Source organism: Nocardia ignorata NBRC 108230, from assembly GCF_001612905.1.
GTDB lineage: Bacteria > Actinomycetota > Actinomycetes > Mycobacteriales > Mycobacteriaceae > Nocardia > Nocardia ignorata.
Window position 1 is genome coordinate 61,652 of sequence record NZ_BDBI01000043.1, and the last position, 18,348, is coordinate 79,999.

An 18,348-nucleotide genomic window follows, 5' to 3' on the forward strand; every position below is an offset into this window, starting at 1 on the left:
TCATCACACATTTCGAGGTGTCTGTGCGGCGCCTCGGTGGCGGCCGGGTGTCGAGGATCTGTCGGTGGGGCCGCGTACATTGCGCTCGTGAGTACCCATGTCCCGGTCGAGGCCAGGCCCGATGCTGCGGTCACCGCACGTCGGTGGGTGCTGCACATCGATATGGACGCCTTCTTCGCCTCGGCCGAACAGCTCACCCGGCCGACCCTGCGCGGTAGGCCGGTGCTCGTGGGTGGGGTGGGTCAGCGCGGGGTGGTGGCAGGCGCGAGCTATGAGGCGCGGGTGTTCGGTGCGCGGTCGGCCATGCCCATGCATCAGGCGCGCCGGCTGGTCGGTGTCTCGGCGGTGGTCGTGCCGCCGCGCGGTGCCGTGTATTCGGTGCTGAGCGGACGGGTGTTCGACGCGCTGCGCAGCCGGGTGCCGGTGCTCGAGACGTTGTCGTTCGACGAGGCGTTCGCCGAACCGGCCGAGCTCGCCGGGGCGAGCGTCACCGAGGTCGAGGAGTACTGCGCGATGCTGCGCGCACTGGTCCGTGCGCGGACGGGTCTGACCGCCTCCATCGGGGCGGGCACCGGGAAACAGCTGGCCAAGATCGGCTCCGGACTGGCGAAACCCGATGGGATGCGGGTGATCTCGCCGGCCGAGCAGGGCGCGTTGCTGGCCGGGTTGCCGGTGCGCAAACTGGGGGGCATCGGTCCGGTCGCCGAATCGCGCTTACGCAGCCTCGGTATCGAGACCGTCGGTGCGTTCGCCGCGCTGCCGGAGTCCGAGGCCGCCTCCATCCTCGGCGGCAGTGTCGGGGCCGCGCTGCACCGGCTGGCGCGCGGGATCGACGACCGGCCGGTCAGTGAGCGGGCGGAGGCCAAGCAGATCAGCGCCGAGAACACCTACGAACGCGACATCGTCACCCTCGCCGACCTGCGCACCGCGATCACCGCCATGGCCGCCTCGGCGCACCGCAGACTCGAACGCGACGGTCGCGCCGCCCGCACCGTCGTCCTCAAACTCAAGAAATCCGACATGAGCATCGTGACCCGCTCGTTCACGCTGCCGTATGCCACCACCGAACTGGGCACGCTGGCCGCGGCTGCGCAACGCTCGGCCATCGACCCCGCCGAACTCGGGCCGATCCGGCTGGTCGGGGTCGGCTACGGCGGGCTCACCATGGTTCGCCAGGAATCGCTGTTCCCCGAACTCGACCAGGCGCTGCCCGCCGATATCGACACCGACTCCGTCGAGGCGCCCGAGCCGGTGGCCGAACAAGCGGAAATGCCGGTGGGGCAATGGTTTCAGGGTATGGACGTGCGGCATCCGGAGTTCGGGCACGGGTGGGTGCAGGGGGCGGGCTACGGCGTGGTGACAGTGCGTTTCGAGACCAGTTCGACAGGCCCCGGCCCGGCGCGTACCTTTCCTGCCGATGAATCGGGACTGTCGCCCGCCGACCCGCTCGCCAGCCTCGACTGAGCGGCCACGCCCGGCAACCCGCCCCTCTAACCGAAGGACGAGCAGTTGACCCACCGCAGGATCGGCCGTGTCGCGATCGCAGGTTTGGCCGTGATCACCGCACTCGGGCTCAGCGCGTGCACCGAAGACAAGCCCGCCGCCAAGACAACCACCACTGCCAAGGCGACCACGACGACCCCCACCGACGACGCGCTGCCACCGGTGCCGTCGGTGGAGGAGCTCAACGCCCAGCTCAACACCGCGCTCGACCCGTCGGTGCCCAACGAGCAGAAGCTGGACTTCGTGCAGGGCGGCGAGGCCGACCCCGAGCTGCCGAACCGCCTGGCCGTCGCCGCGCGCGACGCCGGTGCTCAGGTGCAGGTCACCGAGGTGACGTCGTTCGGTGACAGTGTGAACGCCAAGGCGAACTTCACGGTGAACGGGCAGACGAATGTGGTGGACGTGCCGTTCGTGGCCGACGCCGGTAAGTGGAAGGTGCAGAAGGCGTGGGCCTGCACCATGTTGACGAATCTGGGCCAGCAGTCGGCTGCGTGCGTCTGACATTCCGCTGCGCCGACGGCTCCACACCGGGGCGGCTGGGGCGCGGGCGGGGGCGCGGTTAGGATCAAGCCCCGTGGTTGAGACGATCGTGCGGCAGGGGCATCCGCCCAAGGGTGCTTCGGAGCCGGTGCGACCGGGTTCGCCCGGCTGGGCGCGGGTCGTGGCGATCGTCGCCGGGCTGATCGCGGTCCTCAGCGCCGCGGCCATCCCCTTCCTTCCGGTCCGCGTCGACGCCGCGAGCGTGTCCTGGCCGCAGCAGGGCTCGCCCGCGTCGGTCGAGGCACCGCTCGTGGCCTACGCCCCGGCCGCGCTGACGGCGACGGTGCCGTGCGCGGCATTGAGTTCGGTCGCGGCGAACGGCGGGGTGGTCGTGTCCACCGTGCCGCGGCAATCGGCCGACATGGAGAAATACGGCTTCGTCGTCAAGGTCGTCGCCGATACCCCCGAGCGCCCCGGCCGGGTCGACGTGGTGTCGCGCTCGATGCTGGTGTGGACGGCGCCGCTGGCCGAGGTGCTCGACCGGCCGTGCGCGCTCATCGTCACCCTGTCGCCGACCGGATCGACGGTCACCACAACAGGACTCGGGGAGGGCGCCACCCTCGCCGGCGATCTCCGCCCGCAGGTGGTCGGAGTCTTCAGCGAGCTCACCGGCGCCGCACCCGCCGACCTCGCGGTGCGCGTCGACGTCGATTCGCGCTACATCACCTCACCCACCTGGCCCAAGCTCGCGGTGATCGCGCTGTGCGTGCTCGCGACGCTCGTCGCCCTGTTCGCGCTGCACCGGCTCGACGCCGCCGACGGCCGGTCGGCGCGCCGGTTCCTGCCGCAGCGCTGGTGGCGGTTGCGCCCCGTCGACTGGCTGGTGTTCGCGGTGCTCGGCGTCTGGCACTTCATCGGCGCCAACACCTCCGACGACGGCTACATCCTCGGGATGGCAAGGGGTGCACGCAGTTCGGGCAACATGTCGAACTACTACCGCTGGTTCAGCGTCGACGAGGGCCCGTTCTACACCCCCTACACCGACATCATCGGCTGGCTCACCCACATCTCCACTGTCAGCCCGCTCGTGCGCCTGCCCGCGCTGCTCGCCGGTGTGCTCACCTGGTGGTTGATCAGCCGTGAAGTGCTGCCGCGCCTGGGTATCGCGTTGCGGCACAGCAAGCTCGTCACCTGGACCGCGGCGCTGGTGTTCCTCGCCTTCTGGTTGCCCTACAACAACGGCTTGCGCGCGGAATTCGTTGTCGCCCTCGGTGTTCTGGTCACCTGGGTATCCGTGGAGCGGGCCATCGCCACGCGGCGGTTGCTGCCCTACGCGGTGGCGGTGATCGTGGCCGCGTTCACCCTCACCGGTGCGCCGTCGGGGCTGATCTGCCTCGGCGCGCTGGTGGCCGGTGCGCGCACCATGACGGCGGTGATCGTGCGCCGGGCCAAGACGGTCGGTTACCTGTCACAGCTGCTGCCGATCCTCGCGGCGGGCGTTGTCGTGCTCACCGTCGTCTTCGCCGACCGCACCCTGGCCGGTGTGCGCGAGATGTTCGCGGTACACGAGAAGATCGGGCCGGGGGAGTCCTGGTTCTTCGAGTTCCTGCGCTACCAGTTCCTGTTGCAGATCAACGCCGACGGCTGGCTCACCCGCCGGTTCGGGGTGTTCGTCATGCTGCTCGGCCTCGTCGTGTGCGCGGCGACCATGTTGCGGCGCGGTGGTCACATCCCCGGCACCGCCGTCGGCCCCACCCGGCGCCTGCTCGGCATCACCCTCGCCGCCATGGTGCTGATGATGTTCTCGCCGACCAAGTGGACACACCAGTTCGGTGTGTTCGCCGGCCTCGCCACCTGCGTCGCCGCCGTCACCGCGGTCGCCGTGAGCCCGAACGTGCTGCGGCCCTTGCGTAACCGGGCGCTGTTCGCCGCCGCGGTGTTCTTCGCGCTCGCGGTGACCTTCGTCGGCGCCAACGGCTACTGGTACGTGTCGGCGTGGGGTGTGCCGTGGTGGGACAAGCCGCCGTCGGTCGCCGGATTCGGCGTGTCGACGGTGTTCGCCGGGCTCACTGGGCTCGCGCTGCTGATCGCCGCCTGGTTCCACATCCATCCGAGTCCGTCGGCCAAGCCGACGCGGCTGAGCGGTGTGCCCGTGCTCGCGGTGGCCGCCGCGATGATGGTGCTGTTCGAGGTGGCGTCCTTCGCCAAGGCCGCCGTCGCTCAGTACCCGGCGTACTCGGTGGCGAGCTCGAATCTGAACGCGGCGTTCGGCGGTGGCTGCGGGATGGCCGACGAGGTGCTCGTCGAAACCGACGCCAACGCCTCGATGCTCGCCCCGCTCACCGGTGACATGACCACGACCATGACGGGCGAATCGACCGGTTTCCGCCCCGACGGCGTGGCCCCCGTGCTCACCTCCGACGAGGTGGAATCCACCACCGGCCAAGCGAATTCGGTCTCCGACGACCCCGACGAGCTGCGCGACGCGACCACGTCGGCCGGTTCGGAATCACGCCAGGGTTCGCTGCAGCTCCCGTTCGGTCTCGACCCTGCCACCACCCCGGTACTCGGCAGCTACCGGGCGGGCACGCAGGAACCCGCCGCCCTGACCACCGGCTGGTTCCGCCTGCCGGAGGGCCCGCGCGGCCCGCTGCTGGCGGTGTCGGTGGCCGGCCGGATCCGTTCGGTCGACGCCGACGGCATCGTGCACCCCGGCCAGGACCTGACGGTCGAATACGGCACCGCCGCCCCCGACGGCACGGTGCGGGTCACCGGTCAGGTCATGCCGATCGACATCGGCCCCGCGCCCGTCTGGCGCAACCTGCGCGTCCCGCTCGACCAGCTCCCCGCCGACGCCACGGCGGTCCGCCTGGTCGCCGCCGACAAGGATCTGGGCCCCGACCAGTGGCTTGCCGTGACCCCGCCGCGCATGCCCCAGACCACCACACTGAACGCCTTGCTCGGCCGCGACACCCCCGTGCTGCTGGATTGGGCTGTGGGCCTGCACTTCCCGTGCCAGAACCACCTCCCCACCCACAACGGCGTCGCCGCCCACCCCGAATACCGCATCCTCCCCGACCGCAACGGCGCCACCATCACCAACCTCTGGCAGGGCCACGACGGCGGCGGCCCACTCGGCTGGACCCAACTCCTCTTCACCGCCCGCACCCTCCCCACGTACCTGAACAACGACTGGGACAAGGACTGGGGCTCCCTCGAGCAATACCTCCCCCGAGACACCACAGCCACCCCCGCCGAGGTCTCGGTGAACCCCCGCACCGAGTGGGGCACGTGGACTCCCGGCCCGGTCATCACCGCCTGGTAACCCTGGACACTTGATCACCACGCTCAGGTGGCTGGATCTCACCCCGAAATCCGCCATCACGGCGTGGTGATCGGTTGTCCAGTGGCAGCGGTGGCCCCGATGTGCGCGGTCGCCGCCGACGCCCAGGGCATCTGGGCGGAACCTGCGTGACTGGGCGGGGTTGCGTCTGCGCGGGTGTCAGGTGGGGATGATGCGGTGGGCGAGGGTGGGGAGGTCGGTGCCGGTGAGGCCGGGGTAGCCGTGGAGGACGTCGCGCCAGCGGGTGGGGACGGCGGAGGCGCCCCAGCGGGAACCGAGGAGGCCGCCTGCGATGGCGGCGGTGGTGTCGGTGTCGTTGCCCGCGCGGACGCATGCCTCGAGGGCGAGAGCGAGATGGGTCGGCGACGAGCTGTCGGTGGTGGTGATGGCCCACCAGGCGGTCTGCAGGGCGTGGACGACCCAGCCGTTGTTGGGGAAGTCGGCGGGGGTGCCGTGTTCGGCCTCGTCGAGGCGGGCGGTCCAGTATTCGGAATACGCTGAGCCGCGGACGTATTCGCGCACGCCGTCGAAGTTCGCGTGCAGGACGGCGTGCCGGATGGCATACGTCCAGATCTTGCAGGCTTCGACCGCCTGTTCGTCGTAGTGGGTGAGCATGCCGACGCGCCCGGCCGCCGCCACGCATTCGGCCGCGTCGTCGAGGTAGGCGAGCGCCACGGGCGCCGTGCGCATCAGCGACCCGTTCCCGCCGGTCCGCCCGGTCAGCGACATAGCCGCCGCCTGCATGTCCAGCGCCGAGCTCGGCTTCATCGACAGCACCGCCCTGGTCTGATTGCCGATATCCGGCGGATCGGTGTCGTACCAGCGAACGAACCCCTCGGCCACCGCGTCCAGGTCGATCCCCGGCCCCTGCGACGCGGCCTGGGCGACCACCAACGCCATCGACGTGTCGTCGGTCCACTCACCCGGCGCCCAGTTGAACGGCCCACCGCCGATCATGTCGATCACCACATCGGCCCCGGGCTTGGTGAACTCGTACCCCGCCCCCAGCGCGTCCCCGGCAGCCGTCCCAACCAGCACCCCGGCCACCCGATCCGCAAAGCCCGAATCCCGCACAGCATCCACCCCTTTCATCACAACCAGTCGACCCGACCGTACCGCCACACTCCGCTCGGTCGGCTCTGATAATCCACCACCACCGCTGCCGCCGCAGCCGACGTTGGGCTGAAATCGCGCCACAGAAGTGTGGTGGTCAGGCGTCCAGGCTTTCGGCGGGCTGGGGAGCGGGGTGGCGGTTGCGGTGGGCTCGGCGGAGGGCGTCGGTGGTGAAGACGGCCAGCGCGGTCCAGATGAGGGCGAAACCGATCCAGCGGGAGGGCGGCATCGGTTCGTGCATCACCGCGACGCCCCAGGCCATCTGGAGGGCGGGGGTGAGGTACTGGAGGATGCCCATGGTCGACAGGGGCACCCGCTGGGCGGCGACGGCGAACAGCAGCAGCGGGATCAGGGTGACCGGCCCGGTGGCCATCATCAGCCCGAAATGGGCGGGGCTGGAGGTGAACTCACTGCGCCCGGTGGCCAGCAAGACGATCACGAACGCCAGTGCGAACGGGGCGGCGACCATACCCTCGGCGGCGATCCCGCGCAGCGCGTCGAGCCGGATCACCTTCTTCACCAGGCCGTAGGTGGCGAACGAACATGCCAGCACCAGGGCGATCACCGGTGGTCGACCGTAGTCGACGGTGAGCACGACCACCGCCAGCGCACCGAGCGAGAGCGCGGCCCACTGCGCCCGGGAGAGCCGTTCCCGGAAGAACACCACCCCGAACGCCACCGTCACCAGCGGATTGATGAAGTACCCGAGCGCGCACTCCACCACATTCCCGGAGATCACCCCGAACACGTAGACGCCCCAGTTGATCGAGATCGCCGCCGACGCGACCGCCGCCAGCCGCCAGGTCCGCGCGTCGATTGCCCGCATCTCCCGCAGTCGCCCGCTGAGCAGCAACACCAGCACCACGACGACCAAGGTCCAGATGATCCGCTGCGCCACCACCTCCACGGCCGACGCGAACGCCAGCAGCCCGAAGAACGCCGGAAACAGACCCCAGATCAGATAAGCCCCCGTCCCGAAGACGACACCGGGCGGGGACGTTCTTGGCTGCATTCATCCCATGTTACGACTGACGTAGCCTGTCGGGCATGTCCATATCCGTGCGGGAGCCCGCCACCGGGCTCAGCGCAACAGAGGTCGAACAGCGGCGCCGTGACGGTCAGACCAACGACGTGCCCGCGCGGGCGAGCCGGTCGGTCGGCGAGATCGTTCGCGCGAACGTGTTCACCCGCATCAACGCCATCCTCGGTGTGCTCTTCCTGCTCGTGCTGTCGACCGGTTCGATCATCGACGGCATGTTCGGGCTGCTCATCGTGGCCAACAGTGCGATCGGCATCATCCAGGAGGTACGCGCCAAGCGCACCCTCGACCAGCTGGCCATCGTCGGCCAGGCGATGCCGACCGTGCGTCGCGACGGCGTCGCGAAGGAGATCGCCCCGGGGGAGGTGGTGCTCGACGACCTGATCGAGCTCGGCCCCGGCGACCAGATCGTGGTCGACGGCGAGGTGACCGAGGCCGCCGCTCTCGAGGTGGACGAGTCGCTGCTCACCGGCGAGGCCGATCCGATCGACAAGGGTGTCGGCGCCCACGTGATGTCGGGCAGTTTCGTGGTGTCGGGCTCGGGCGCCTACCGCGCGACGAAGGTCGGCAAGGACGCCTACGCCGCCAAGCTGGCCGAAGAGGCCAGCAAGTTCACCCTGGTGCACTCGGAACTGCGCTCGGGTATCGACAAGATCCTGAAATTCATCACCTACCTGCTGATTCCGGCCGGCCTGCTCAGCATCTACAACCAGCTCGTCTCCAGCGGCGAGTCGTGGCGCCCGGCGGTGACCGGCATGGTCGCGGCCCTGGTGCCGATGGTTCCAGAGGGCCTGGTGCTGATGACCTCCATCGCCTTCGCGGTCGGTGTGGTCCGCCTCGGCAAACGCAACTGCCTGGTGCAGGAGCTGCCAGCCATCGAGGGCCTGGCCCGTGTCGACGTGGTGTGCGCGGACAAGACCGGCACCCTCACCGAGAACGGCATGCGCCTGGCCCGCGTCGAACCACTCGGTTCCTTCGACGAGGCGAGCGTGCGTCAGGTACTCGCCGCGCTGGCGGCGGACGATCCACGTCCCAATGCCAGTGTGCAGGCCATCGGCGAGGCGCTGCCCGACCGCCCGGACTGGACCGGGACGGCCGTCGCCCCGTTCTCCTCGGCCAAGAAGTGGAGCGGCATTTCCTATGGCGCCCAGGGTGATTGGCTCCTCGGCGCACCCGACGTGCTGCTCGATCCCACCTCCGAGACCGCCGCGCACGCCGAGCAGGTGGGTGCCCAAGGTCTGCGGGTGCTGTTGCTCGCGCGCGGTGACCGCCCGGTCGACGCCCCCGACGCGCCGGGCCGGGTGGAGCCCGCCGCCCTCGTCGTGCTCGAACAGAAGGTGCGTGCCGACGCCAAGGACACCCTCGAATACTTCGCGAGCCAGCATGTCTCCATCAAGGTGATCTCCGGCGACAACGCCGTCTCGGTCGGCGCGGTCGCCGCCTCGCTCGACCTGCCCGGTGGATCCGATCCCGTCGATGCACGCCGCCTGCCCGAGGACCGCGACGAACTCGCCGACGTGCTCGACGGGAAATCCACCTTCGGCCGGGTGCGCCCCGACCAGAAACGCGCCATGGTCGGCGCCCTGCAGTCGCGCGGCCACACCGTCGCCATGACCGGTGACGGCGTCAACGACGTGCTCGCCCTCAAGGACGCCGACATCGGCGTCGCCATGGGCGCGGGCAGCCCGGCCACCCGCGCGGTGGCCCAGATCGTGTTGCTGGACAACAAGTTCGCGACCCTGCCGTACGTGGTGGGGGAGGGGCGACGCGTCATCGGCAATATCGAGCGGGTGTCGAATCTGTTCCTCACCAAGACCGTGTACTCGGTGCTGCTGGCGTTCCTGGTGGGCCTGGCGGGTGTGGGTTCGCAGATCTTCGGCTACGACCCCATCGGTTATCCGTTCCTGCCGCGCCACGTGACCATCGCGGCCTGGTTCACCATCGGCATTCCGGCGTTCGTGCTGTCGCTCGCGCCCAACAACGAGCGGGCCCGCACCGGGTTCGTCGGCCGGGTGATGCGGCTGGCGGTGCCCTCGGGTGTGGTGATCGGTGTCGCGACGTTCGTGGCCTACCTGATCGCGTACGCGGGCCCCGAGGCATCGGAGACGCAGCGGGTGCAGGCCGGGACCACCGCGCTGATCACGCTCATCATGATCGCGGTGTGGGTGCTCGCTCTGGTCGCGCGCCCGTACGTGTGGTGGAAGGTGGTGCTGATCGCGGTGTCGGTGCTGGCCTATGTCGCGCTGTTCACGATTCCGTTCACCCGCGAGTTCTTCAAGCTCGACCCGTCGAATCCGAGGCTCACCCTGGCCGCGGTGGTGTGCGGTGTGGTCGGCATCGTGCTGGTGGAGCTGGCCTGGTGGGTGCAGGCGCGACTGGCCGGCAACGCGGGCAAGCTCGTCCCGCCGGTCGGGGCGCAGGGGGCGTAACCGGGGCCGGGCGCGCCTCGAGAACCCTTGTGCCGGGCGAAGTTTCGGTGTTGGAGTACCTTTGCCGGTTATGGAGGTATTGCTGCACCAGATCGACGCTTTCGCCGACGCGCCGTTCTCGGGCAACCCGGCCGCGGTCATGCCGTTGCCCACCTGGCTGCCGGACACATTGCTGCAACAGCTCGCCGAGGAGAACAACCTCGCCGAGACGGCGTTCTACACCTCCCAATTACCCCCGGAGGCAGGCGGCCCGCCCGGTGAGTGGCCCGCGTTCCACCTGCGCTGGTTCACCCCGGCGGTCGAGGTGGACATGTGCGGGCACGCCACCCTTGCCTCGGCCGCTCAGATCATCTCCGACATCCACCCCGAACACGACCGCGTCAGCTTCTACACCCGTTCCGGCTGGTTGCACGTCGACCGCACCGACGACGACGAATACGTCCTGAACCTGCCCGCCCTCGCCTCGGTCCAGGTCGACCCCGATCCCGTCCTGGTCGCGGCGCTCGGCGTCACCCCGGTGCGCGCCTACACCGGCCAGGACGAGATCATCGTGGTCGCCGACGAAGACCAAGTGCGTTCGGCCGCACCCGATTTCGGTGCCTTCCCGCAGCTGCCGCGCGGCGCGGTCCTCACCGCTCCCGGTCGCTCGAGCGACTTCGTGTCCCGCTTCTTCGGCCCCGGCGTCGGTGTTCCGGAAGACCCGGTCACCGGCTCGGCCCACGCACAGTTGGTTCCCCTCTGGGCCCGCGAACTCGGACGCTCCACCCTCACCGCCCGCCAGCTGTCCCGCCGTGGCGGCACCTTGCGCGGCGAACTGGCCGACAACCGGGTCCTGCTCCTTGGGCGATGCAGACGGTATCTCGACGGAGTCGTCACCCTGCCGGACTGAAGCCGAGCACAAGCCATCAGCCCTGGCCGAACTCATCGCGGCCGAGGGTGTGACCCACATGGTGATCACCCCCTCGGCACTGTCCACCATCGATCCCGCCGGAGTGTCGAGTGTGCGGGTCCTCGCGGTGGCAGGCGAAGCGGTCGGTCCCGACCTGGTCGCGCGGTGGTGCGGTGGCACCGACGGGCGGACGATGGTCAACCTGTACGGCCCGACCGAATACACCATCTGGGCAACGGGTTCCGGCCCGCTGTCGGCGACGGAGCCGGTCACCATCGGCACTCCGGTGCGGGGTGCGGCGGCGCTCGTCCTCCGTCGGCGAACGCGGGCGCCTGTCGGGAGGGGCGACTCTGTGCCGGTCCGATCGGTGACGTGCTGAGCGGGCACACTGTGTGTGCCCTACTCGGCGGGAACGGGACCGTCGTCGGGGGTAGGGGTGATCGTCCCGGTGTTCTCCGGCAGCAGCGGGCTCACCGCGAAGCGCCCGGCGACGGCGTCGGCCGGAAGTGCTTGCACCGCACGCACTCCCGGTGCGGCGGCGAGATCGCGGAGTTGGGGCAGAGTCCCACGGACGACGACCCCGGCCGTGCACGCGCAGCCGCCGCGCAGCCGGGAAGCGCTCACGCGCACCACCTCGGCGCTACGGCCGTCCCGCACTTGCTGCGATTCGAGCAGTCCAGCCGCCGCTTCGCCCGAGCGCACGGCGGGTTCGTCACCGGCGGGCGTGGCGACGGTGACGACCGGCGTCTGCACCCGATCGATCGGCACGTGCTGGATCACCCCGGAAATCCGCAACCCGTCGGCAATACCCGGAAGCTGTTGTGGCGTCTGGTATTCCGTGAACGACACCAGCGCCCAGCGCGGATCGACATCGGTGCCGTCGAGGGAGGCCCGAGCGTCGGCGAGGTAGTCGTCGACCTGCTCGCCCTGCGCGGGCCCCAGGCGATCGGTCGCCACGTGACCCGCCGCGTGCGGACGGGTGAACGCCACGATCAGCAGCACCACGGCCAGCACCGCCGCCGCACCGAGCACCACCTTCGACCGTCCCGACAGACCGGTCGGATCGTCCACGCCCGCTACTTCTTCGGGCGGGACAGTCGGCGCGACGAGATCCCCGCGGTCGTCCGGCGCCGTCGTCGACGCCGGTTCGGACGACCGCGGGTCGTCAGGCATTGCGTAATACGTCCAGGGCGCCCGCCAGGTCGGCGGGATACTCGCTGGTGATCTCGAGCCAGCGCCCGTCGGCCGGGTGGTGGAAACCCAGCTGACGCGCGTGCAGCCACTGCCGTTCCAGCCCGAGCCGCTTGGCCAGCGTCGGATCGGCGCCGTAGGTGAGATCACCCGCGCAGGGGTGACGGATCGCGGAGAAATGCACGCGGATCTGATGGGTGCGCCCGGTCTCGAGGTGCACGTCGAGCAGGCTCGCCGCCTGGAACGCCTCGATGGTGTCGTAGTGGGTGATGCTCGGCCTGCCGTCGCCGGTGACGGCGAACTTCCAGTCGTTGCCGCGCGCACGCCCGATCGGCGCGTCGATGGTGCCGCTGCTCGGATCGGGGTGTCCCTGCACGAGAGCATGGTATTGCTTGTCGACCGTGCGTTCCTTGAAGGCGCGCTTGAGCATCGTGTAGGCGTGTTCGGATTGAGCGACGACCATCACGCCGGAGGTGCCCACATCGAGGCGGTGCACGATGCCCTGCCGTTCGTGCGCGCCGGAGGTCGAGATGCGGTACCCCATCGCGGCCAGTCCGCCGACCACGGTCGGGCCCGTCCAGCCGACACCCGAGTGCGCGGCGACGCCGATCGGCTTGTCCACCGCGACGATGTCGTCGTCGGCGTAGAGGATTTTCATCCCCTCCACCGGGGCCGCTTCCACGGTCAGTTCACGTTTGGGTTCGGGGAAGATCACTTCCAGCCAGGCGCCCGCGGTGAGCCGGTCGGACTTGCCCGCGGCGACACCGTCGAGCTGCACCGATCCTTCCTCGGCGAGCGCGGCAACCGCCGTGCGCGAGAGGCCGAGCAACCGGGACAAGCCCGCGTCCACCCGCATCCCGTCCAACCCGTCGGGTACGGGCATAGTCCTGGTTTCCCTCATACTGCGTCCTCCTGCGCCTGCCCGAGGGGCGCTCCGTCGATGCGCAGGCCGCCTCCTGGCTTCGACTCGGTCATGCGGTCTTCTCGGTATGTTTGCGGCCGCTGCGGGTGCCGTCGGGTTCGAAGCCGAAGACGGTGAGCGCGACCAACAGGATCGCCCCGCACACGATGGCCGAGTCGGCCACGTTGAACACTGGCCACCAGCCGATCGCGACGAAATCGACCACGTGTCCCTGCAGCGGACCAGGGGAGCGGAAGAGCCGGTCGACCAGGTTGCCCATCGCCCCGCCGAGCACCATGCCGAGCCCGATGGCCCACCACAGCGAACGCAACGTGCGCCCGATGCGGATCACGCCGATCACCACCGCGGCCGCGATCAGGGTCAGCAGCCAGGTCATGCCGGTCGCCATGGAGAACGCCGCACCCGGGTTGCGCACCAGCTTCAGGCCCGCGAAGTCGCCGATGATCGGTACCCACTCACCCGGCGCGACATAGGCCACCGCCAGGCATTTGGTCAGCAGGTCGAGGGAGAACAGCACTGCGGCGATGATCAGCAGCATCGTCAACCGCTTGCGACCTGCGGGTTCGGCGGCGGTGGCGGCATCGGTTGCCGGTGCGACGTGGTCGTCGTCTGCCTCGGGGACAGCAGCGTTGTCGGTTGACCGGTCTTCACTCACGTGTCCATCATTCCTTAGTCGTTCGCGGAGCCGCGTCGCGGACCGGCCGGAGTCCCAGCAGTTCCTCAGGAAGCGGTCGTACCCTGATCGCTGTGACGGTGTTGTCTAGTTCTCGCTTACCCCGCATCGCGCGCCCCGGGGTGTTTCTGGTGGCGCTCGTGCTCGGGTTCGCGACCTTCGGTGCCGGGTGCGCCGATCGGTCGCCGTCGACCGCCGATTCCGAGGGCCTCGAGCCGCTCGGCATCGGCAAGGAAGTGACCGTGCCGATCACCGCCGCGGTCGCCACCGTCGTCTCCCCGGGCGACGAGCCGCGCAGCCGGCTGCGCCCCCTCTACAGCATCGGCGCGACCCAGGAGGTGACGCTGCGCACCGACTACCGCATCCAGCAGCAGGTCAACGACCAACCGGTGCGCGACTTCTCGCCCGCCGCGCTCACCATCCCGATGACCGCGCGCGCCGATGTCGACGGCGTGGATCTGACGGTCGGCACCGTCACCACCCCCGACCCGGCGCTGAACAAGGCGTTCACCAATGCCGACGGTTCCCAGGCCGGGCTCGCGATGAGCGACCTCGGTGCCATCACCGAACTGCGGATGGCGCCCTCACCCGAGACGCCCAATTCGGCGCGGGCCGCGCTCGAGCAGGCGTTCTACCAGGCGGTGTACCAGTCCGTTGCGTTCCCCGACGAGCCCGTCGGAGTCGGCGCGGTGTGGACCGTGCATCAGCAGATCACCGGCGGCGTAACCCTCGATCAGGTCACCACCGCGACCCTGGTGAGCCGCGACGGCGACCGGCTCACCATCGACCTGCAGGTGAACCAGACCCCCACCGGAAACGTCTGGACGCTGCCCAACAACGCGGGCGCCCTGGACATCCAGAACTACGTGATGCAGGGCGCGGGCACGATCACCGTCGATCTCGGTCTGCCGCTGCCCGTTTCGGGTGCCATCGAGGTGGGCGGTCAGCAGACCTATCACGATCCGCGCAGCGTCAGCACGCTCGTGCAGACCCAATCGACCCGCATTTCCTGGACCGAATGATGCGATCGGCCCTGGCCCGCGCGGGCGCGGTCGCTTCCGCCTGTGCCGCGCTGGCAGCGTGCTCGTCGACGTCCGACGATTGCGGCGCGTCCTGTGCGACGACCTGGCCCTCGCCCGCCGCGGTGGCTCCCGGATCCGGACCCGTCGTGCGCGATCAGGCGCAGCTGACCGCGGGCCTGCTCGCGGCCACCGACCTGCCCGGCGAATTCACGGCGGTCCCGCCGCGCCGCGCGGGCGACGACACCGCGGTGCCCGCCGACGCGCCGACCGACCCCGCCGACTGCGGCAGGCTGCTCACACCGATCGCCCAGCAGTGGCCCGGCTCGGCCGCCGCCGCCTCGGTCCAATTCGCCGGACCGAGCTTCGCCACCATCGACATCGATGCCGCGAGCTATCCCGACACCGCCCTCGCCGCCGCGTTCGACTCGCTGCAATCCAGACCACGCCGCTGCACCAGCTACACCGGTGACGACGCGGGCGTGCGCATCGACTACCGGACCGCCCCGCTGGACCAGCCACCGGTCGGCGACGCGGGTTCGGCGTTCACCCTGACCGCCACGAGCGAGGGCCTGACCCTGACTTCGGCCACCTCACTCGTTCAGGTGGGCAACACTCTGGTCCAGGTGGTCGTGACCGCTCCGGAAGAAGTCGATCCCGGCGTATTGGCCGACCTCACGGCGGCTCAGGTGCGCAAGCTGCGCGGCTGAGCGGCGACCGCCGGTCGGGCTCCACCCCGGCGCGTCCGAAGGACCGGAGCAGTTGGTCAGCCGCACAGGTATAACCGGCGGCCGGAGCGGGCCGCACGAGCTACTGGTGCGGCCGGAGCGGCGGCAGCAGGTGTGACAGGTGCGGCCGGAGTGGGCCCGCTCGTCAGCCGAGCAGGCCGAGCTTTCCGCCGAGATGCGCGATGTAGCCGGTCACCTCGGCAGCGTCCCGGTCCGGCAGTCCGAAGACAACCTCCGTGACACCGAGATCGGCCCACCGGGCGAGCTGTTCGGCATTGTGTTTGCCCGCGAGGGCGATCACGCGCGGGCTGCCCTCGCGCTCGGCTTCCTTCCAGACACGCCGCAGCAGTTCGATTTTCGCGCCGAGGTCGTCTTCGGTGGGAGTGGTGATCCAGCCGTCGGCGTGCGCGGCGAGCCAGGTGAAGGTCTTCTCGGTGCCGCCCGCGCCGAGCAGCACCGGAACTCCCGCGCGCACCGGCTTCGGCCACGACCAGCTCGGCCCGAACTTCACGAAGTCGCCGTCGAACTCGGCCTCCTCGTTCGACCACAGCGTCCGCATGGCGTCGAGGTGTTCGCGCAGCACCGTGCGGCGCTTGTTGGCGGGCACGCCGTGGTGGGCGAGCTCGTCGGTGTTCCAGCCGAAGCCGACACCGAGCTCCACCCGGCCGCCGCTGAGGTGGTCGAGCGAGGCGATGGATTTGGCCAGGGTGATCGGGTGGTGCTCGGCGGGCAGCGCCACCGCCGTCGACAGCGTGATCCGGCTGGTGACCGCGGCGGCGGTGGCCAGGGCGACCCACGGGTCGAGTGTGCGCAGATAGCGGTCGTCGGGCAGCGAGGAGTCGCCGGTCTGCGGATGCGCCGCGGCCCGGACCACCGGGATATGGGTGTGCTCGGGCACGTAGAAGGCGTCGAATCCCGCCTGCTCGGCGGCCGAGGCCGCGTCGGCGGGCGTAATGCCCCGGTCACTGGTGAACAACACGATCCCGTACCGCACGCCCCGGCCCTCCTGAATAGTCAAAACTGAAACAAGTTCTACCAGGGTTCCGGTGCGGGCGACAGCGGAATAGGCTCGACGGCATCCGAGCAATACCGTCGACCCGGAGGTATCCGATGTCCGATGTGTCACCCATTCCCGCTGGTTATCCGGCCATCTGTCCCGGCATTGCCTGTGCGGGAGCCGCGGACGCGCTCGATTTCTACATTTCCGTCCTCGGCGCCACCGAACGCATGCGCATGCCAGGCCCCGACGGCACGATCGTCCACAGCGAACTGCTGATCGGCGACTCCGTACTGATGGTCGGCGACCCTGTTCCCGACATCGGCTTCGTCGACCCGAAAGCCATCGGCGGCTCGCCGGTGAACCTGATGGTCTACGTTCCCGACGCCGATGCCGTCTTCGCCGCCGCCCTCGAAGCAGGCGCCTCGGAGATCACCCCGATGGCCGACCAGTTCTACGGTGACCGCACCGGCTCCTTCGAGGACCCGTGGGGCCACCGCTGGACCGTGGCCACCCACATCGAGGACGTGTCGCCGGAGGAAATGGACCGGCGCATGGCCGAGATGATGAACGCGAGCTGAGCGCACCGCCGGGCTCCGGACCGGAGTCCGGCGCGACCGCTATGCGGGGACGATCGAATCCCCCTCGACCCGAACCGGTTTCGTAGGCAATGGGTTGCGCGCGGGCCCGCCACGCACGGCCCCGTCCAGCTCGAACCGGCTGCCGTGACACGGGCACACGATCACCCCGTCCTTCACCGACGTCACCTTGCACCCCGCATGCGTGCAGATCGCCGAGAGCCCGACGAATGCCCCCGCCGTCGGCTGCGTGATCACGGTGTCGCCGACGATCACCCCACCCCCAACCGGCACGTCCCCGGTCTTGGCCAACGCCGTCCCCGGCGCGGCAGGCGCCCCCGGCGCCCCCGACCCACCCCCACCCCCACAAGCAGGCACCACCGCCACCGCGGCCAGCACCCCGGCGCCCACCACCACACTCCGTCGCCCCACCACAACATCACCGCTCATCGCCGCCTCCTCGAACCTCGAGCGGCCGATTCCGCTCTTCCCTCAGACAACGGCACGAATGCCCTCCCAGTTCGAACGACACTCGGGCCAGGCTTGGTCGAGGCGGGCGTCCTCGGTCAGCTCACGGTCGGGCGCCGCAATCGCGCCTTCGAGGCACCCGAGGTGTTCGAGGTCTTCGGTGCGATCGAACGGTGCCTGGCGAATCCCGAGGGGCCGACCCGTTCGCCGCATCGCCCGGTGCCGCGCACCTGAGTGCCGCGCAACGCTATTGGAGGCGGAACTCGACCATGGCGATGGCGTCGTCGAGGGCTGTCGACAGGTGGGTGAGGCGGGTGTGGGGGTCGGGGGCGGTCAGGGCGGTTTGGCGGTCGGTGAGGGAGATGGGGAGGGCGGCGGCGAGGGTGTAGGAGCGGGTAGTGGGGTCGGTGGGGAGCTGGTCGAGGGTGGCCGACGGTGGTGGGTGGCGGATGCCGCTGCGCAGGGCGAGGCGGGTGGTGAGGTCGTGGAGGCGGGTGGCGCGCTCGCGCAGGTCCTCCAGCAGGGCGGTGTCGTCGGCGCCGGGTTCGTCCGGCCAGACCGACGTCTCGGCGCGGGGGTACGGGTCGTCGGGGAGCCATTGCTGAACTCGCAGGCGTTCGGTGCCCAGGCAGCGCAGCCGGAACCGGTCGCCGGGCAGTTCGGTCACATCGGTGATCTGGGCGAGCACACCCACGTCGGTGCGCACGTCGCCACCGCCGACCTCACTGCCACGTTCGATCAGCACTACGCCGAACTCCGGTTCGCGACTGCCGTCGAGGCAGTCGCGAACCAGCGCCACATACCGTGGCTCGAAGATCTGCAGGGACAACGGCTCACCGGGCAGCAGCACGGTACCCAGGGGGAACATCGGAATCTCCACGGTCACAGCATGCCGGTTTCGATCACGTTGTCCGTGTTCGGACTCGCCGGGGAGCCGAGAGTCCTGGTCCCGGGCGTTCATGCCTTGGCGATCGCC

18 protein-coding genes are annotated in these 18,348 nt (G+C 69.9%); 10 read left to right on the plus strand and 8 right to left on the minus strand.

The window, feature by feature from the left end; genetic code table 11:
- Positions 1–162 precede the first annotated feature (162 nt).
- The 3 genes from NI2_RS29475 (at position 163) to NI2_RS29485 (ending at position 5,308) form a co-directional block, all read left to right on the plus strand.
- Complete coding sequence (locus NI2_RS29475) at positions 163–1,464, plus strand: DNA polymerase IV (protein ID WP_067497575.1); 1,302 nt, start codon at positions 163–165, stop codon at positions 1,462–1,464.
- A gap of 45 nt (positions 1,465–1,509) precedes the next feature.
- A complete protein-coding gene (locus NI2_RS29480) occupies positions 1,510–2,004 on the plus strand; it encodes a WKL family lipoprotein (RefSeq protein WP_067497504.1) in 495 nt (164 codons plus the stop codon).
- Between the two features lie 73 nt (positions 2,005–2,077).
- Positions 2,078–5,308 (plus strand): arabinosyltransferase domain-containing protein, encoded by a 3,231-nt coding sequence (locus tag NI2_RS29485; RefSeq protein ID WP_067497507.1) that lies wholly within the window; start codon positions 2,078–2,080, stop codon positions 5,306–5,308.
- A 177-nt stretch (positions 5,309–5,485) separates the two neighbouring features.
- On the opposite strand, the gene NI2_RS29490 is transcribed toward NI2_RS29485, so the two are convergent.
- Together NI2_RS29490 and rarD are read right to left on the minus strand one after the other, a co-directional pair.
- On the minus strand, positions 5,486–6,418 hold the full coding sequence (locus NI2_RS29490) for an ADP-ribosylglycohydrolase family protein (RefSeq protein WP_067497510.1): 933 nt from the start codon (positions 6,416–6,418) through the stop codon (positions 5,486–5,488).
- Between the two features lie 118 nt (positions 6,419–6,536).
- On the minus strand, positions 6,537–7,451 hold the full coding sequence (gene rarD, locus NI2_RS29495) for an EamA family transporter RarD (RefSeq protein WP_067497514.1): 915 nt from the start codon (positions 7,449–7,451) through the stop codon (positions 6,537–6,539).
- 35 nt (positions 7,452–7,486) lie between these two features.
- On the opposite strand from rarD, the gene NI2_RS29500 reads away from it, so the two are divergent.
- The 3 genes from NI2_RS29500 to NI2_RS29510 all read left to right on the plus strand — a co-directional run bounded on the left by NI2_RS29500 (position 7,487) and on the right by NI2_RS29510 (position 11,175).
- Positions 7,487–9,907 carry a cation-translocating P-type ATPase gene (locus NI2_RS29500; RefSeq protein WP_067497517.1) on the plus strand — a complete coding sequence of 807 codons (2,421 nt, stop codon included), beginning with the start codon at positions 7,487–7,489 and terminating at the stop codon, positions 9,905–9,907.
- Between the two features lie 70 nt (positions 9,908–9,977).
- Complete coding sequence (locus NI2_RS29505) at positions 9,978–10,796, plus strand: PhzF family phenazine biosynthesis protein (RefSeq protein ID WP_067497520.1); 819 nt, start codon at positions 9,978–9,980, stop codon at positions 10,794–10,796.
- Positions 10,699–11,175 (plus strand): AMP-binding protein, encoded by a 477-nt coding sequence (locus NI2_RS29510; RefSeq protein ID WP_084476960.1) that lies wholly within the window; start codon positions 10,699–10,701, stop codon positions 11,173–11,175. The genes NI2_RS29505 and NI2_RS29510 overlap by 98 nt, the downstream gene beginning before the upstream one ends.
- Before the next feature lie 20 nt (positions 11,176–11,195).
- Here NI2_RS29510 and NI2_RS29515 read toward each other — a convergent pair whose 3' ends face one another.
- From NI2_RS29515 to lspA, 3 genes are all read right to left on the minus strand, one after another.
- On the minus strand, positions 11,196–11,867 hold the full coding sequence (locus NI2_RS29515; protein WP_067497578.1) for a hypothetical protein: 672 nt from the start codon (positions 11,865–11,867) through the stop codon (positions 11,196–11,198).
- Positions 11,868–11,961: 94 nt separating this feature from the next.
- Positions 11,962–12,888, minus strand: a complete 927-nt coding sequence (locus tag NI2_RS29520) for an RluA family pseudouridine synthase (protein WP_067497526.1) — start codon at positions 12,886–12,888, stop codon at positions 11,962–11,964.
- A 70-nt stretch (positions 12,889–12,958) separates the two neighbouring features.
- A complete protein-coding gene (lspA, locus tag NI2_RS29525) occupies positions 12,959–13,564 on the minus strand; it encodes a signal peptidase II (protein WP_067497581.1) in 606 nt (201 codons plus the stop codon).
- 92 nt (positions 13,565–13,656) lie between these two features.
- On the opposite strand from lspA, the gene NI2_RS29530 reads away from it, so the two are divergent.
- Positions 13,657–14,604 (plus strand): hypothetical protein, encoded by a 948-nt coding sequence (locus NI2_RS29530; RefSeq protein ID WP_243750121.1) that lies wholly within the window; start codon positions 13,657–13,659, stop codon positions 14,602–14,604.
- Entirely contained in the window at positions 14,601–15,311 is a 711-nt protein-coding gene (locus NI2_RS29535; protein WP_067497531.1) for a hypothetical protein, read from the plus strand. Before NI2_RS29530 ends, NI2_RS29535 begins: the two co-directional genes overlap by 4 nt.
- Before the next feature lie 163 nt (positions 15,312–15,474).
- Here the strand turns inward: NI2_RS29535 and NI2_RS29540 are convergent, their stop codons facing one another.
- Positions 15,475–16,323, minus strand: coding sequence for a TIGR03619 family F420-dependent LLM class oxidoreductase (locus NI2_RS29540; protein ID WP_067497534.1), 849 nt, complete (start codon positions 16,321–16,323; stop codon positions 15,475–15,477).
- Positions 16,324–16,439: 116 nt separating this feature from the next.
- Here NI2_RS29540 and NI2_RS29545 point away from each other — a divergent pair, with 116 nt between their 5' ends.
- Positions 16,440–16,907, plus strand: a complete 468-nt coding sequence (locus NI2_RS29545) for a VOC family protein (RefSeq protein WP_067497536.1) — start codon at positions 16,440–16,442, stop codon at positions 16,905–16,907.
- 39 nt (positions 16,908–16,946) lie between these two features.
- On the opposite strand, the gene NI2_RS29550 is transcribed toward NI2_RS29545, so the two are convergent.
- Positions 16,947–17,354 (minus strand): QcrA and Rieske domain-containing protein, encoded by a 408-nt coding sequence (locus NI2_RS29550; protein WP_067497539.1) that lies wholly within the window; start codon positions 17,352–17,354, stop codon positions 16,947–16,949.
- Positions 17,355–17,447: 93 nt separating this feature from the next.
- Between NI2_RS29550 and NI2_RS34195 the strand changes: the two genes are divergently transcribed.
- Positions 17,448–17,606 (plus strand): hypothetical protein, encoded by a 159-nt coding sequence (locus NI2_RS34195; protein ID WP_157104699.1) that lies wholly within the window; start codon positions 17,448–17,450, stop codon positions 17,604–17,606.
- A 13-nt stretch (positions 17,607–17,619) separates the two neighbouring features.
- On the opposite strand, the gene NI2_RS29555 is transcribed toward NI2_RS34195, so the two are convergent.
- Positions 17,620–18,240, minus strand: coding sequence for an LON peptidase substrate-binding domain-containing protein (locus NI2_RS29555; RefSeq protein ID WP_067497587.1), 621 nt, complete (start codon positions 18,238–18,240; stop codon positions 17,620–17,622).
- Positions 18,241–18,348: the final 108 nt, after the last annotated feature.

Excerpts from the sequence above, each read along its gene's own strand:
- NI2_RS29475 (WP_067497575.1), top strand. The coding sequence starts at position 163 with ATGGACGCCTTCTTCGCCTCGGCCGAACAGCTCACCCGGCCGACCCTG.
- NI2_RS29490 (WP_067497510.1), bottom strand. The coding sequence starts at position 6,418 with ATGAAAGGGGTGGATGCTGTGCGGGATTCGGGCTTTGCGGATCGGGTG.
- rarD (WP_067497514.1), bottom strand. The coding sequence starts at position 7,451 with ATGCAGCCAAGAACGTCCCCGCCCGGTGTCGTCTTCGGGACGGGGGCT.
- NI2_RS29500 (WP_067497517.1), top strand. The coding sequence starts at position 7,487 with ATGTCCATATCCGTGCGGGAGCCCGCCACCGGGCTCAGCGCAACAGAG.
- NI2_RS29505 (WP_067497520.1), top strand. The coding sequence starts at position 9,978 with ATGGAGGTATTGCTGCACCAGATCGACGCTTTCGCCGACGCGCCGTTC.
- NI2_RS29520 (WP_067497526.1), bottom strand. The coding sequence starts at position 12,888 with ATGAGGGAAACCAGGACTATGCCCGTACCCGACGGGTTGGACGGGATG.
- NI2_RS29535 (WP_067497531.1), top strand. The coding sequence starts at position 14,601 with ATGATGCGATCGGCCCTGGCCCGCGCGGGCGCGGTCGCTTCCGCCTGT.
- NI2_RS29545 (WP_067497536.1), top strand. The coding sequence starts at position 16,440 with ATGTCCGATGTGTCACCCATTCCCGCTGGTTATCCGGCCATCTGTCCC.
- NI2_RS29550 (WP_067497539.1), bottom strand. The coding sequence starts at position 17,354 with ATGAGCGGTGATGTTGTGGTGGGGCGACGGAGTGTGGTGGTGGGCGCC.
- NI2_RS29555 (WP_067497587.1), bottom strand. The coding sequence starts at position 18,240 with ATGTTCCCCCTGGGTACCGTGCTGCTGCCCGGTGAGCCGTTGTCCCTG.